Origin of the sequence: Streptomyces griseus, from assembly GCF_001715295.1 — a bacterium.
In the GTDB taxonomy this organism is placed as follows: Bacteria; Actinomycetota; Actinomycetes; order Streptomycetales; family Streptomycetaceae; genus Streptomyces; species Streptomyces griseus_G.
In genome coordinates this window covers 539,696-552,409 of the sequence record NZ_MDKB01000002.1, presented here as the reverse complement: position 1 = coordinate 552,409, position 12,714 = coordinate 539,696, and the positions used below count along the sequence as shown (strand labels likewise).

Genomic DNA, 12,714 nt, shown 5'->3' with positions numbered 1-12,714 from the left:
GGCTCAGAACTCCAACTCGGCGGACTCGATGTCGATGTTGCGGTCCAGCAGCCCCGACAGCAGCGCCGCCCGAACTTTACGGAGACGGGCGGCCTCGGTACGGGTCGCCTCCAACGCAGATGTCATCGCGTCAAGTTCCACCGCCATCTCGCGTTGGTGGTCGAGCGACGGTAGGCGCACGGCCATGCCCTTCGATCGCTTGGCGCTGATGTGCTTGATGTTGGTGCCACCCGCGACGTCCAGGAAGGCCTTGGACTCGTAGGCCCACATGCTCCAGTGGAAGACGAACTCAGGGATGCAGACCCCTTCCAGCGCCCGGAGACGGAGCAGAGTCATCTGAGTGCAAATGGGCGCTGGCAGTTCGTCTCGCCACATGGCGGGCATCCCGACCGCATTCGGGCTTGCGCTGCCCTCGGATACCACCACATCGCCGTATTGGAGGCCGAACTTCTTGCGCTCCGCTGGGTCGTAGTTCATCTCCAGCACGTCGGACAGGTCGAGCGTCCCGTATCCGACGTTCGCGGAGCGAAGGTACGGCGTCATGTAGGGGCCGCTGGCACGATCGGGGGTTCGGCGAACCCCAGTCGAGAAGTCGAAGACTTGCTCGGCCCTCACCGGCTCTACCGACTCATCGGTCATGTGGTCGGCTCGGCGACGACGCAGAACCAGCGACAGCGCAGCCGCCTCGACGTCGAGTGCGGTGATCTGCTTGTCCACTGAACTGATGACCGCGGTGATCCGCTCCTGCACCGACAACGGGGGCAGCGCGAACGTGTACCCCTTCACGTCTTCGGCTCGGACAGCGGGGTAGTTACTGCCAGTGGTCTTGGACACCATGTCGTTGACGAACCGGTCCGAGGAGATCAACGCCCAGGCGAACCCCTCTGCCATCCGGCCTTCCTTGGCTCGCACAACGGAGAATCCCGTAGAAGCGACTTCTCCGTCGAACTCGCCGGACACTTGTGCGAAGGCCCGAAGGTTGGGACGCACCGTGGAGACGAGTACGTCTCCCTCGCGGACAATCCGTCGTGCGCGGCCCGGTGCTTCCCCGAACGAGGTCGACGCAACCAGGGTGCTGTCGATGCCACGCGTCCAACTCACTGACGCGATGTCGATGTAGCTGATGGCTCGGTCCGCGGGCCAGTGCCGTGGTGCACTTTCGGGATTGATGTCCGCAACATCCCCCAAGGTGGCTTCCGTCCACTCACTCATCGAAGCCCTCGATCCCAGCGGCAGCGAGGACGGCGAGCATGTGCTGCTCGGTCTTCTGACGTTCGGCCCGCGCGAGGTTGTAGGCGTCAATGAGGGTGCCGAGGTCTTCCTGCTCGGCGGCGGCCTGCTTGATGTACCGCCCGATGTTGAGGTCGTACCCGTTCGCCGCGATCTCCGTGGTGGGGACGAGTCGCGCTGCGAGTCCGTCTTCTCCGTCGGGATCCACCGGGTTACCGTCGGCGTCGAATTTCGCGTGATAGGCGGTCACGACGTCGGCGATGTCGGCGTCGCTGAGGATATTGCGATTCTTGGCTTTGGTGAACCGCTTGGAGGCGTCGATGAACAGCACCCCGTTTTGGCGCTCGTCGGTCTTGGTGCCGGCGGCACGGAATACCAGGATCGCCGTGGGGATGGAGGTCGAGTAGAAGAGGTTGGACGGCAGGCCAATGACCGCTTCGAGCAGGTCGTCATCCAGGACGCGCCGACGGATGGCTGCTTCCTGGCCACCTCGGAAAAGGACGCCGTGGGGTAGGACAACGCCGGCACGGCCCTTCTTTGGGCTCATGCTGGCGATCATGTGCTGCACGAACGCCCAGTTCGCCGACGACTGCGGGGCGACCCCGCCGAGGGCGCGCGGGTCATTAGTCCAGGGCTTCCACTTCAGGCTGTAGGGCGGGTTGGCGACGATCACATCGAACTGCGCGACGGCCCCGTCCGGCTTCTTGTAACGCGGGTCCTTTAGAGTGTCGCCGACCTCGACCTGGAACTGGGTGAGGTTGTGCATGAAGAGGTTCATGCGTGCCACACCCGCAGTGTCTGGTACGGCCTCCTGCCCGTACAACCTGAGCGTGTAGCCGCGCCCGCCGCGGGCCTTCAGGAGGTTCGCGGAGGCGATGAGCATGCCGCCTGACCCGCAGGTCGGGTCGTACACCGACTCGAAGCCCTTGGGGTCCAGGACCTCGACAATCAACTCGACGACCTCGCGCGGGGTGAAGAACTGGCCGGCGCGGGTGCCTGATCCGTCGGAGAACCGCTTCAGCAGGTACTCGTACGCCCCACCGAGCACGTCGTGGGACATGTTGCCCTCGTGCATCTTCGGGGTGCGATCCATCGCCTGCATCACCGCTGCCAGCACCTCCCCAGACAGCACCGCTTCAGAGGTCCAGGTCATGGACCCGAACAGGCGGGAGAACTTGTCAGGGTTAGCCGTTTCGATGGCCTGCAGGGAGGCGCGGACCCGCTGGCCGAGGCTGGGCTGGGTGATGGTGGCAAGGATGGACGTCCAGGAGGCACGACGCTGCTGAACGGTGCCGGGATAGATGAACGGGATCTCGAACGACTGGTAGTCGCGGTACTCGATCTCGTGGGCTTCCTCTGCGGAGAGGTCCTTCAGGCCCTCGTTGTCGGCCAGGAACTCCTGGTGGTGGTGCTCCCAGGTGTCCGACAGGTACTTCCAGAACATCAGCGGGAAGACGACCGAGGAGTATTGCGCTTCGGGCATCGCCACGCGCAGCTCGTCGGCGGCGTCCCACAGCCGGTTCTCGATTACCTGCTGGGTTACTGCCATCAGTCGGGGGTGTCCTTGCTCGTCAATGGGCGGCGGCCCGAAGGCCGTGGTGTTCCTGCTGGACACCCTATTTCGGGCGTGCCCGGCATGTACACGCCGGCGTCCTGCCGAACACACGTATTCGCTGTGCGGCGACTCGCCACGATACCCATCCGCAGGACCACGAAATGGGGCCAACGCATACAAACGACGCGGCCAGTAGTGGGCAGACGCCCCCCACTAGTTGATCTCCTTCCCGCTCCAGCAGACTGCCCGCTTTGGGTTACGCCGTGGACCTCCTCTGCTATGCACGCGCCACGGTGGCCGTCCCGCCCGGACTCCTGCCCAACCTCGGCTCCACGCCCCGCCCGGAGCCGGACATCATGTTCGCCCGTTCCGCGAGTGGGTCCCGGCGGGCCGCCGGATCAAGCACACCCTGGAGTGACTACTGGCCCCACAACAGACCCCGGCCGCGAGTGTGCGGCGGGCAGCCACATTTCGACGGCTGGGCCGGTTCGAGGGGGTGATCGGCGTCGGCAGGCGGGCGGTAGCCCGGTTACGTCAACTTCGCCGCCTCGAAACCGTCACCTTGCTTGGTACGCATAGAGCTCGTAACACGATCTTGTTGAAGTGTCCTGGTTGGGCGTTACCGGTGTGACGATTAGGCCGTTCGTGAGGGTGTGGGTGCTCGACCGTGGATCATGGACGATGAGTTGTGGGCGTTGATCGAGCCGTTGCTGCCGCCGTGGCCGGAGCGGTCGCCGGGACCTCGGCCGGTGTCGGACCGGCTCTGCCTACAGGGCATCCTGTTCGTCCTCTACAACGACATAGCTTGGCAACTGCTGCCGTTGGAGCTGGGGTTCGGCTCAGGGCAGACGTGCTGGCGTCGTCTGGACCGTTGGCAGAACGCAGGGGTCTTCGACCGCTGCACCGGATCCTGCTCGCCGAACTGAACGCGGCCGGCGAGCTCGACTGGTCCCGGGCGGGCGTGGATGTCTCCCACATCCGCGCGAAAAAGGGGGACCCGGCACCGGCCCGTCGCCGGTCGACCGCCGGAAGACGGGGAGCAAACACCACCTAAGACGTCATCTCAATTGGTGTTTGGCGGTGTAGATAGTCGCTGGCAGACGTGCTGCGGTGGCGGTTGAATGCCTTGGTGAGTGACTACTGGACGCCCGCCCATCACGCGGTCGAGCACGAGGATGCGGAGACCCTGGCCCGGTTGCTGGCCGACGGTGCCGATCCCAATGAGGTCTTCAGCAACATGACGCTGCTGACGCACGCGATCGACGTCGAGGGCGATGGCTCCCTCCAGAGCGGCCAGCCGTTGGCTGTGCACACCACTGCTGTGCTGCTGGCTTTCGGGGCTGACCCGGAACTCGCGGATCCAGACGGTCACACCCCCATGGACATGGCCGATCATTACGGCCACGACCTGGCGGTGAAGCTGCTGTGGGCCCACATTCAACGGGCGAGCCGCCGGTAACAGATGAGGGTGCAGGCGATGCTCGTGAAGGCGAGGAAGTGCTCGGCCTTGCGCTCGTAGCGACGGTGGAGACGACGGCAGCCGGCGAGCCAGGACATCGTGCGTTCGATGGTCCAACGGTGACGTCCCAGCCGCTGCGAGGTCTCAACTCCCTTGCGGGCGATGCGATGCCGGATCCCTCGGCTGGCTAACCATCGCCGCAGGTGGGTGTAGTCGTAGCCCTTGTCGGCATGAAGCTTGCCGGGCTTGCGACGCCGAGGGCCCCGGCGGGATCGGACCGGCGGTATGCCCTTCACGAGCGGGATCAAGGCTTGGCTGTCGTGGACGTTGGCACCCGAGATGCCGACGGACAGGGGCAGACCGGTCCGCTCGGTGATCAGGTGGATCTTTGAGCCGTACTTGCCCCGATCGACAGGATTCGGACCTGTCAGGTCCCCCTTTTCAAGGCGCGCATGTTCACCGAGTCGATCGCGCACCGAGACCAGTCCAGCTCGCCACAGGAGCCGAGTTCGTCGAGGACCAGGCGGTGGAGCTTGGCCCACACCCTGGCCGTCGTCCACTCGGTGAAGCGGCGATGAGCCGTCGCGCCAGACGGCCCGAACGATGCGGCGGGCAACTGCTGCCAGGTGCAGCCGGACGTTGCCACGAACACGATGGCAGCCAGCACTTCACGGTCGCCGTGCCGTCGCCTGCCCCCGCCCTGAGGCCGCGCGGGCGCCTCCGGCACCACTCGCTGGAAAAGCTCCCACAACTCGTCCGGCACCAGCCGCTCAACGATCCCCACCACAGCCGACAGCCTACCGAGGCAACCAATTGAGATGACGTCTAATCTGCGACGGACGTGGCACCCCACTCAAGGTGATCACGACTGCGGCCAACGTCAACGACACTCGCCCTCGTCGACGGCATCCCACCCGTCGCGGGCCGCCCCAGCTGGCCCCGCAGACGGCCCGAGGCCCTGCTCGTGACAAGGGCTACGACTAGAACCCCAACCGCGACGAGCTGCGTCACCGGCGAATGCTGCCCGTCATCTCCCGCAAGGGATCACCGAACATCAAGGGCCTGGGCAAGCTCCGCTACGTCGTCGAGCAGACCTTCGCCCTGCTCCACCACTTCAAGCGCCTCGCCGTCCGATGGGAACGCCGCACCGAACTCCACGACGCCTTCGTCTCCCTCGCCTGGGGCTTGATCTGCTGGAGGCGACTCAAGAATGCCCAATCATGATCGTGTTACGAGCTCATAGTAGTGCTTCGTTACGTTGAGTGATCTCGGCTGATCGCGGGCAGCTTCCCGGAATGAGGTTGGGGGAAGTTGAACGGCTCCGGGGCGAGTTATCGGAGTTCGTTGCCGATGTGTTCGGGTCGTTTCCGCGGCGGGATCAGCGGCGGTGGGGTGCCTGTTATCTGCGTGGTCTGATGCTGGACGGCCGGCGGAAGTCGATCCAGCCGATGGCCGAGCGTCTGCCGGACGGGAACATGCAGGCCCTGCAGCAGTTCGTTAACCAGTCACCATGGGATCCGCTGCCGGTCAGACGGCGGATCGCCGAACGACTGACCGAGGTGATCACGCCCGAGGTGTGGGTGATCGACGACGTGTCGTTCCCCAAGTGCGGCAGAGCGTCGGTCGGCGTTGCACGCCAGTACTGCGGAGCCGTTGGCAAACGGGCGAACTGCCAGGTCGCGGTCAGTGTCCATGCCGCCACCGACGCTGCGTCCTGCCCGTTGAACTGGGAGTTGTATCTGCCGCGCGAGTGGACGGACGAGCCGGACCGATGCCGCAGGGCGGGAGTCCCCGACGACGTCGTCCACCAGGAGAAATGGCGTCTCGCGCTCGGCCTGTTCGACACGCTCACCGACTGGCAGTTGAAGGCACCGGTCGTGGTCGCCGACGCCGGCTACGGCGTCAGCACCCCCTTCCGGACCGGTCTCGCGGAGCGAGGGCTGGCCTACGTTCTCGCCCTGACCGGCAAGGAAGTCGCCCATCCAGAGGACGCCGAGCCGCACCAGCCCGCTTACGGCGGGCTCGGTCCACCGACGCTGCCCCGCTACCGGACCCCACCGCGAGCCGTCTCCGCCCTCGCGGTCGAGGCCGGTGTCGGCCGGTTCACCGAGGTGACCTGGAGGCAGGGCAGCAAAGGCACGATGACCTCACGCTTCGCGGTCCTGACGGTCCGGCCCGCGGGCAAGCAGTCCCTGGCCGCGGCCCAGGAGGCAGGTGGCGGCCGCAACCGGTGGGACGGCGTCCTGCCCGTCCAGACACTCCTGGTCGAGTGGCCGGACGGCCAAAACGCTCCGACGGACTACTGGATATCGAACCTGCCCGCCACCACACCGGCCGCTGATCTGGTGCGGTGGGCCAAGATGCGCTGGCGCATCGAGCACGACTACCGCGAACTCAAGCACGGCCTGGGCCTGGACCACTTCGAGGGCCGCACCTGGCGCGGCTGGCACCACCACGTCACCCTCGTCACCGCCGCCCAGGCATTCCTCACCCGTCGGCGGCTCGACCCAAAAGCCCACACACCGGCCTGACCCTCTACCAGGTCCTCGACGTTCTTCAAGACCTGCTGAGGTGCTGGACCGGTACCTGCACCACCTGCGGCCGCCCTCTGCCCAGCCCACGAACCCGCCATAGACAGCCCAGAACCTAACGAAGCACTAATAGGATGCCAAGCTTTAAAGGCAAAGATTGGTGACCATTCTTAGTGCCTCGTGCGAGGAACACTCGCTCAGGCTGGGTACGCGCTAGTTGCCCTTGTTGAAAACGATAAGCAGGGAAGACGACTCGGCCTGTAGGCCTCGCGCAAGGTTGAGCAGGGTAATCAAGCTTGGATTTAGCCGACCATGCTCGATGTAGACGACACCGCGGAAGCTGAGACCGCTTCGACTTGCCAGTTCCTCAAGAGTGAGCCCGCGATCCTCGCGCAGGCGTCTCAAATGCATGCCGAAGGCATGGAGTTGAGGGTCCGGAGACTCTGATGGCGACACGGATCTGACTCGAACATCGACACCCGTTTGACTGCCATGAACAGCGGTGCATAATCGGCGGTGATTTTTGCTTCGAATGTGTCAACCCCAGGCCAGGCCCTCGGTGGAGCTGGCTCTTCAAGAGGGAGCATCATGCCTGCCCCGAGGAAGTACCCGCCCGAGTTGATTGAGCGCGGGGTTCAGTTGGTGATTGAGAAGAGGCGAAACGACCCAGGGCGCTCAGCGGTCGTCCGAGAGGTAGGGGATTTGCTCGGCATCCATCCGGAGGTTCTGCGCCACTGGGTCCACAAGGCCGACGGCGGCGTTGGGCGGGTCTTGCGAGAGCCCGCTGGCGATGCTGAGCGAGTGCGCCTACTTGAAGAGGAGAATGCGAATTTGCGCCGTATTAATAGCATTCTCAAATCGGCAGCCGTGCTTTTTGCGGCAGAGATTGAACATGGTAGTTCTGTGGACTGAATTAGCTCGCGCGATCGCTCACCCGCAGCCACCAGAAGGGGTGAACTACTGGCGGCTTCTGGGCTCGCCTCGGCGACACCCCGAGTTTTTCCACGAGGCCGCCACTGGCTAGAGCTTGTAGTAGCTGTCTGCGTTCGGGAGGAGCTCGTGTTTCCGCATTGGGTCCCAGGCTCGCCGGAAGACGGTGGCGAGGTACCGGTGTGCGACGAGCGCTTCGCCGGCTCGGCGTGATGGGTCGAATGCGTGGGCGCGGCGCTGCTGGGCGAGTTGGGTGGCGGGGCTCAGGGCTGGTTTCCGGAGGTTACGTTTCTGGTCGTGGATGTAGATGGGAGCAAGCGGCGGGCGCTTGGCGTTTATGTTCGCCCAGTGGCTGACGGGATCGTTGTCGTTGTCTTTGTAGCTGTAGTCGGGGTGTCGTAGTCGCCGGGCGATCTCGCCATTGAAACGGTGGCGGTTCCAGGTGGTTGTTTGTGCTTGCTGTCTCCAGTAAGGCGACGCGAAGAGCGAGGCCAGCGCAACGGCTTCGGGATAGACCACGGCGCAGAGACGTGCGACGGAGAAGGCCGATTCGGCTGTGCTGGGCGGGATGAGGATGCTTGCCCGGCGAACCCAGTCGTGCCGGGCTTCGCCGTTCCTGTTCTCCGGAAGTGACCAGAGCTGGCCGCAGATTAGTATGGCGGTGAGGACGGCGTCGTATGTGACGGCCCAACCGTGACGCCGCAGGATGCGTAGGTGTCGGCGTTGCGCTTGGACGATTTCGGGGAGAGAGTCGAGGGGCGTCGTGTGTCCGTCGGCGTCGGACGGGCAGAGCCACAACCGGTGTCGGGTGCAGACGTAGCGGTGGTGCGGCAAGATCCTGATGACTTCGCCGCCGGGGTGTTTGGCGTCACAGTGGTGGCAGCCGGGTTGTGGCTGGTGGCGGAACATGGCCCAGTCGGGCTGCGGGGTGCGTAGTTCGGGCAGGGCTCCGGCGAGGGCGTGGACGGTCCGGCCGGTGACGGCGGCGAGGCGTTCGGGGACGACGACGCGGCGCATGCCGCCGGAGGCTTCACGTTCGGTGACGCACCGCCAGACGGCGTTGACATCGAGGCCGTGGAGCCGGGCCAGCCGGCCGATGTAGGAGGCGGCGATCTCGTGCTGTGCGGGCGGGACGGGGTCGGGCAAGCGGGGTAGCAGCATCAGGCGACGCGCCGCCGGCGGGATCGGGTTTTTCCCGGGGCTGTGAGGGACTCCGAGCGTTCGGCGGCGTAGTCGACCGGGACCGTCTCCAGGAGGTCTTCGGTGATGCGCTCGCTGCCGGCCTCGATGGCCAGCACAGCGGCGCCTCGGATGAGCTGTGACAGGCTGCCGATCATGCCGCCGGAGCGGTGGTAGAGGTAATCGCTCAGGCCGGTCAGCGTTTCGGGCTGATGGTGGTGCAGCCGGAGCATGGACTCCAGAGTGCCGACAAGGGACTTCCAGGCGTCCCGGTCCGTTCCGGGGGCGTGGGAGAACGGCGCGGTGGGGATGACGGTGAACCGCCCGGCGATCTGGCGGCCGCGGGTGCCGGCGAACAGGCCCTGGTCCTCGACGTCGATGCCCGCGTAGGCGAAGGTGGCGGGCAGCCGTTCGGCGAAGTACTTCAGCTGGTCGGATGCTTCGGCGCCGGTGCGGGTGGCCAGGTTCAGGTTGTGCAGTTCGTCGACCAGGACGAGGTCGACGTGAACGTGCGCGGCGGTGGCGCAGACTGCGTTGACGACGTCGGTGATGTTGAACCGGGTGGGGAAGTCCAGGCCGAAGAAACGGGCGAACTCCATGGCGAGCATCTTTGGCGTGGCGGCCGGCGGGATGGTGACGTAGACGACCGGGAGCCGGGAGCGGTCGCGTGGGTGGCGCTTGCGGACCGCGATTTCATGGGATCGCCCGAGCTGGGAGAGGGCAGTGGTCTTTCCGGTGCCGGAGGCGCCGCTGATGATGACACCCCGGCGGGCAGAGATCTGCTGCCGGTTGAGGTGGACCAGCAGCCGCGAGGTGGCGATGACCTTCCGGATGGTCGGAGTGTTCACCAGCGGCAGGTCGGCGTGGTAGTTCCGGCGCAGTTCGTCGTCGTGCAGCTTCTCTTTCCGGGACAGGGCGGCTTGCTGGGCTGTGGTCAGCAGCGGGGGCGGGGACGGTTCGTGCTCGACGAATCGACGCCACCCCTCCTTCGTGGTCAGCGGACTGTCCGGCGGTGGCTCCTGCCCGGTGGCCTGCTGCGGGATGAAGGATGTGGGGGAGGGCTTGGTCATAGCCACCTTTCGGCTTCTGCGTGGGCGTCGAAGACACCGAACGGGATCACCTCGGCCGGTTCGGTGCTGCGGTCGGGTGGGGCTGGTTCCGGGGCGTCGCGGGGTGCGGGCGGCCGGTGGGAGGTGGCTCCGGCGCGTGTGCGGCCAGCCACCTTCGCGGTGCGGGTGTCCAGACCGTGCTCGGCGCGGGTGAGGAGTGCGTCCAGGACCCGGGCGATCGCGGCCTCGTTGGTGCTGTCCAGTCCGGCCTCGGTGGCAAGACGTCGTGCGTGCTGCCAGGTAAAGTCCGCGAAGGGAGCGCTGACCAGCGGGAGATGCGCCCAGGGGGCGGTGACCCAGCCGTAGGGAGTGCGTACGAACACCTGGGACAGGTCGTAGGGGTCGTAGTGCACTTCCCAGAGCCCGCGCTTGGCGATGTGTCCGGAGTGCTGGCGCCGGAAGGGGCCCAGGTCCGGGCTGTCGTAGGTGCGGTAGCCGATCCGGATGCCGTAGTCGTTGATCGCCCGCCAGGAGACCGGCAGCAGCTCCAAGTAGTCCTCACCGCGCAGGACCAGCGGCAGATAGCCGCAGGCTGCCACCAGGGAGGCGTACTTGTCGTTCGGCGAGATCGCCTTTTTGGGGCGGTAGGGGTCGCGCAGGCTGTCGTGCGGCCGGCACTGCCACCCGGCCAGTACCCATTCGTCCAGCAGGTCCTGGAGTTCGGGGATGGTCCAGACGCTTTGGTCCTCGACCCGCTCGCCGCGGCGGGAGACGTTCGGACCGGTGTAGCCCGCGAGGTGCTGGCAGAACAGCGTGTTGATCGCGGAGAACGTCGCCTCCACGATCGCCTTGTCGGTGGGCGTGCGGGGCCGGGAGCGCTGGATCGAGATACCCAGCCGGTCGCAGGCCCGGGTGAAGGTGTCGGACAGGAACACCTTTCCGCCGTCGATGACGATCGTGTCCGGCACGATCACCGGTTTTGCGGCGGCCTGCTGCATGCGCGCATCCACATCCAGCAGTCGCCGGTGAGGCATCCGGGAGGCGGCCATCCGCAGCGCTGCCGCCCAGCCCGGCCGCATCGGCTCGGGCACCAGCATCTTCGCCAGCAGCAGGGAGGCGTCCACCGCCTTGGTTCCCACCGGCCGCAGCACTGCGGCGCAGATGGTGCGGGTGGCGACATCGACCGCGATCGTCAGATCCGCGCGGGCTGTCAGCCCGGAGTCGAGCACCGTCATCACATCCAGCGGCGTGGAGTCAATCTGAACTTGCTCGCCGGGCCGGGCAGCGAAGGTCGGCGTGAACGGCTTCTGCGGCCGATTGGCCGTCTGCCGACGGGTGACCGCCGACCCGAAGGTGTGCCGTCCGGTGGAGAGCTGGTCTACGAGCTTGTAGAGGGTGCTGAGGCTCGGGATCGGCACCGCCCCCGGACCGTGCGTCTCCTCGACCCGGTTGATCACACGGCGGATTAACCGGGAGCGGGTGCCGGTGGATGCGGGAGTCTCCGCGGCGACGGCCTCCTCAATGGCGGCGACCAGTCGGGCATCGGCCCGTCCTGTCGCGTCCGCGAGTCGGGTCGTGCGCTGGTCCACCAACCCCCACAGACCTTGCCGGGCATAGCCATAACGCCGCCCTTGAACGGTGCGGATCCCGACCCCGAGCTCTGCCGCTTTTGCGGCGTCGCGCTCGGCTAGCGAGCGGACGGCCGGGTCGTATTCGGGCCGTGGGACCGACCCCGGTGCCGGGTTCGGAGGTAGGCCCGTCTCGACCTCCACCACATGGCGTTCCCACTCCTGCGCCGCTGCGAGTGCCGGTTCGGGAACCGCGCTCAGCAGCCCGGACGGCTCTAGTTCGGGCAGCGGATCCGTGCCGATGACTGCGAAGCCCGGAGAGGCCATCAAGTAGGAGGCCAGCACCACCGCTTCGGTCCCGTCCGCAGAGCGGAGCCGAACCGAGGTCCCGGACAGCGCCACCACCTGGTGGTCGCCGTCGTCGAAGCTGACCCAGTCACCGGTTCGCACCACGAAGGCGTCGCCATGCGGCATCATCGAACTCCCGAAGACACGAGCGACGCGGCGTGCAGCGGGACCGACAGATCCACGGCCAGCTCCTGCTGCCACAACAAGTGGAAGAGAACCGGCAACACGGCGATGGGATCTCCCGCCAAGCCAGCGCCGTCCATGAGCGGTCGCGGGTCAGCGAACACGCTTCGCAGGGTAGAGACGACGGGCTCCAGGCGGTGCCGCGGGTGCCGATAGCCCGCCAGCCACCGCACATTTCCGACACGGATCGGGTCCGGCATGCCTACCAGCCGGAACTCCCACCCCAGAGAGTCACAGGCTCTCTGCGTCGCGTCGAACTTCACCCAGTCCCGTGGCTTGCGCCGATCCGTCGGGCGGCAGTCGACCACGATCGCCGAACCGTCCTGGCGACGGGCGAAGTAGTCCGGAACATGTGAGATCCCCTTGCTGTTCTCGGAGGACCAGAACAACCAGAACGGCTGGGACGACATCCCGATCACCGACGGATCGAAGTCGAGCAGCATCACATGATCGCGCTCCAGCCAGGACTCATACCCAACATGCCCGCCGACTGTTGACGACCACCACAAGCCCGGCAGATGCCGCTGCCCTTTGTAGGAGTGGAACCCACGTACCGGCATCACGGACTCGAACCGCACCGCCCATGCATCTGACAGCAGGCGCCGCACTTCCGACCCGCCCGGATGGATGTACGCGACCTCAAAACCTTCGGTAGGAGGGCTTGCCACCCCGCCGGGTAAAG

Annotated in this window: 12 protein-coding genes and 1 pseudogene; 5 read left to right on the top strand and 8 right to left on the bottom strand. The window is 66.1% G+C overall.

Annotated features, from left to right (window positions below; translation table 11 throughout):
- Window positions 1-3: 3 nt before the first annotated feature.
- Complete coding sequence (locus BA175_RS29395; RefSeq protein WP_079159473.1) at window positions 4-1,212, bottom strand: restriction endonuclease subunit S; 1,209 nt, start codon at window positions 1,210-1,212, stop codon at window positions 4-6.
- On the bottom strand, window positions 1,205-2,779 hold the full coding sequence (locus BA175_RS08955; protein ID WP_069170765.1) for a type I restriction-modification system subunit M: 1,575 nt from the start codon (window positions 2,777-2,779) through the stop codon (window positions 1,205-1,207). Before BA175_RS08955 ends, BA175_RS29395 begins: the two co-directional genes overlap by 8 nt.
- 680 nt (window positions 2,780-3,459) lie before the next feature.
- Here BA175_RS08955 and BA175_RS08950 point away from each other — a divergent pair.
- Together BA175_RS08950 and BA175_RS08945 are read left to right on the top strand one after the other, a co-directional pair.
- Window positions 3,460-3,838, top strand: a pseudogene (locus tag BA175_RS08950) (transposase); the annotation flags it as partial.
- Window positions 3,839-3,914: 76 nt separating this feature from the next.
- Complete coding sequence (locus BA175_RS08945) at window positions 3,915-4,244, top strand: ankyrin repeat domain-containing protein (protein ID WP_069170764.1); 330 nt, start codon at window positions 3,915-3,917, stop codon at window positions 4,242-4,244.
- Here the strand turns inward: BA175_RS08945 and BA175_RS29390 are convergent.
- Window positions 4,223-5,022, bottom strand: a protein-coding gene (locus BA175_RS29390; RefSeq protein WP_438947333.1) for an IS5 family transposase whose coding sequence is annotated in 2 segments (ribosomal slippage) — window positions 4,223-4,674 and window positions 4,674-5,022 — 801 coding nt in all. Because the reading frame shifts where the segments join, the coding sequence is not laid out codon by codon here. The genes BA175_RS08945 and BA175_RS29390 overlap by 22 nt on opposite strands.
- 239 nt (window positions 5,023-5,261) lie before the next feature.
- Between BA175_RS29390 and BA175_RS31095 the strand changes: the two genes are divergently transcribed.
- Both BA175_RS31095 and BA175_RS08925 read left to right on the top strand, forming a co-directional pair.
- Window positions 5,262-5,468 (top strand): transposase, encoded by a 207-nt coding sequence (locus tag BA175_RS31095; protein WP_069170762.1) that lies wholly within the window; start codon window positions 5,262-5,264, stop codon window positions 5,466-5,468.
- A gap of 71 nt (window positions 5,469-5,539) precedes the next feature.
- On the top strand, window positions 5,540-6,775 hold the full coding sequence (locus BA175_RS08925) for an IS701 family transposase (protein WP_079159471.1): 1,236 nt from the start codon (window positions 5,540-5,542) through the stop codon (window positions 6,773-6,775).
- Window positions 6,776-6,988: 213 nt separating this feature from the next.
- On the opposite strand, the gene BA175_RS29385 is transcribed toward BA175_RS08925, so the two are convergent.
- Window positions 6,989-7,186, bottom strand: coding sequence for a helix-turn-helix domain-containing protein (locus tag BA175_RS29385; protein WP_079159470.1), 198 nt, complete (start codon window positions 7,184-7,186; stop codon window positions 6,989-6,991).
- Window positions 7,187-7,363: 177 nt separating this feature from the next.
- Between BA175_RS29385 and BA175_RS32210 the strand changes: the two genes are divergently transcribed.
- Window positions 7,364-7,687, top strand: coding sequence for a transposase (locus tag BA175_RS32210; RefSeq protein ID WP_079159469.1), 324 nt, complete (start codon window positions 7,364-7,366; stop codon window positions 7,685-7,687).
- Window positions 7,688-7,795: 108 nt separating this feature from the next.
- On the opposite strand, the gene BA175_RS08920 is transcribed toward BA175_RS32210, so the two are convergent.
- Genes BA175_RS08920 through BA175_RS08905 form a run of 4 tightly spaced genes read right to left on the bottom strand, consistent with a single transcriptional unit; the run spans window position 7,796 to window position 12,700 of the window.
- Window positions 7,796-8,851, bottom strand: a complete 1,056-nt coding sequence (locus BA175_RS08920) for a hypothetical protein (RefSeq protein WP_139131380.1) — start codon at window positions 8,849-8,851, stop codon at window positions 7,796-7,798.
- A 14-nt stretch (window positions 8,852-8,865) separates the two neighbouring features.
- On the bottom strand, window positions 8,866-9,954 hold the full coding sequence (locus tag BA175_RS08915; RefSeq protein ID WP_079159468.1) for a TniB family NTP-binding protein: 1,089 nt from the start codon (window positions 9,952-9,954) through the stop codon (window positions 8,866-8,868).
- On the bottom strand, window positions 9,951-11,978 hold the full coding sequence (locus BA175_RS08910; protein WP_069170759.1) for a Mu transposase C-terminal domain-containing protein: 2,028 nt from the start codon (window positions 11,976-11,978) through the stop codon (window positions 9,951-9,953). The genes BA175_RS08915 and BA175_RS08910 overlap by 4 nt, the downstream gene beginning before the upstream one ends.
- Window positions 11,975-12,700 (bottom strand): TnsA-like heteromeric transposase endonuclease subunit, encoded by a 726-nt coding sequence (locus BA175_RS08905; RefSeq protein ID WP_069170758.1) that lies wholly within the window; start codon window positions 12,698-12,700, stop codon window positions 11,975-11,977. The genes BA175_RS08910 and BA175_RS08905 overlap by 4 nt, the downstream gene beginning before the upstream one ends.
- Window positions 12,701-12,714 lie beyond the last annotated feature (14 nt).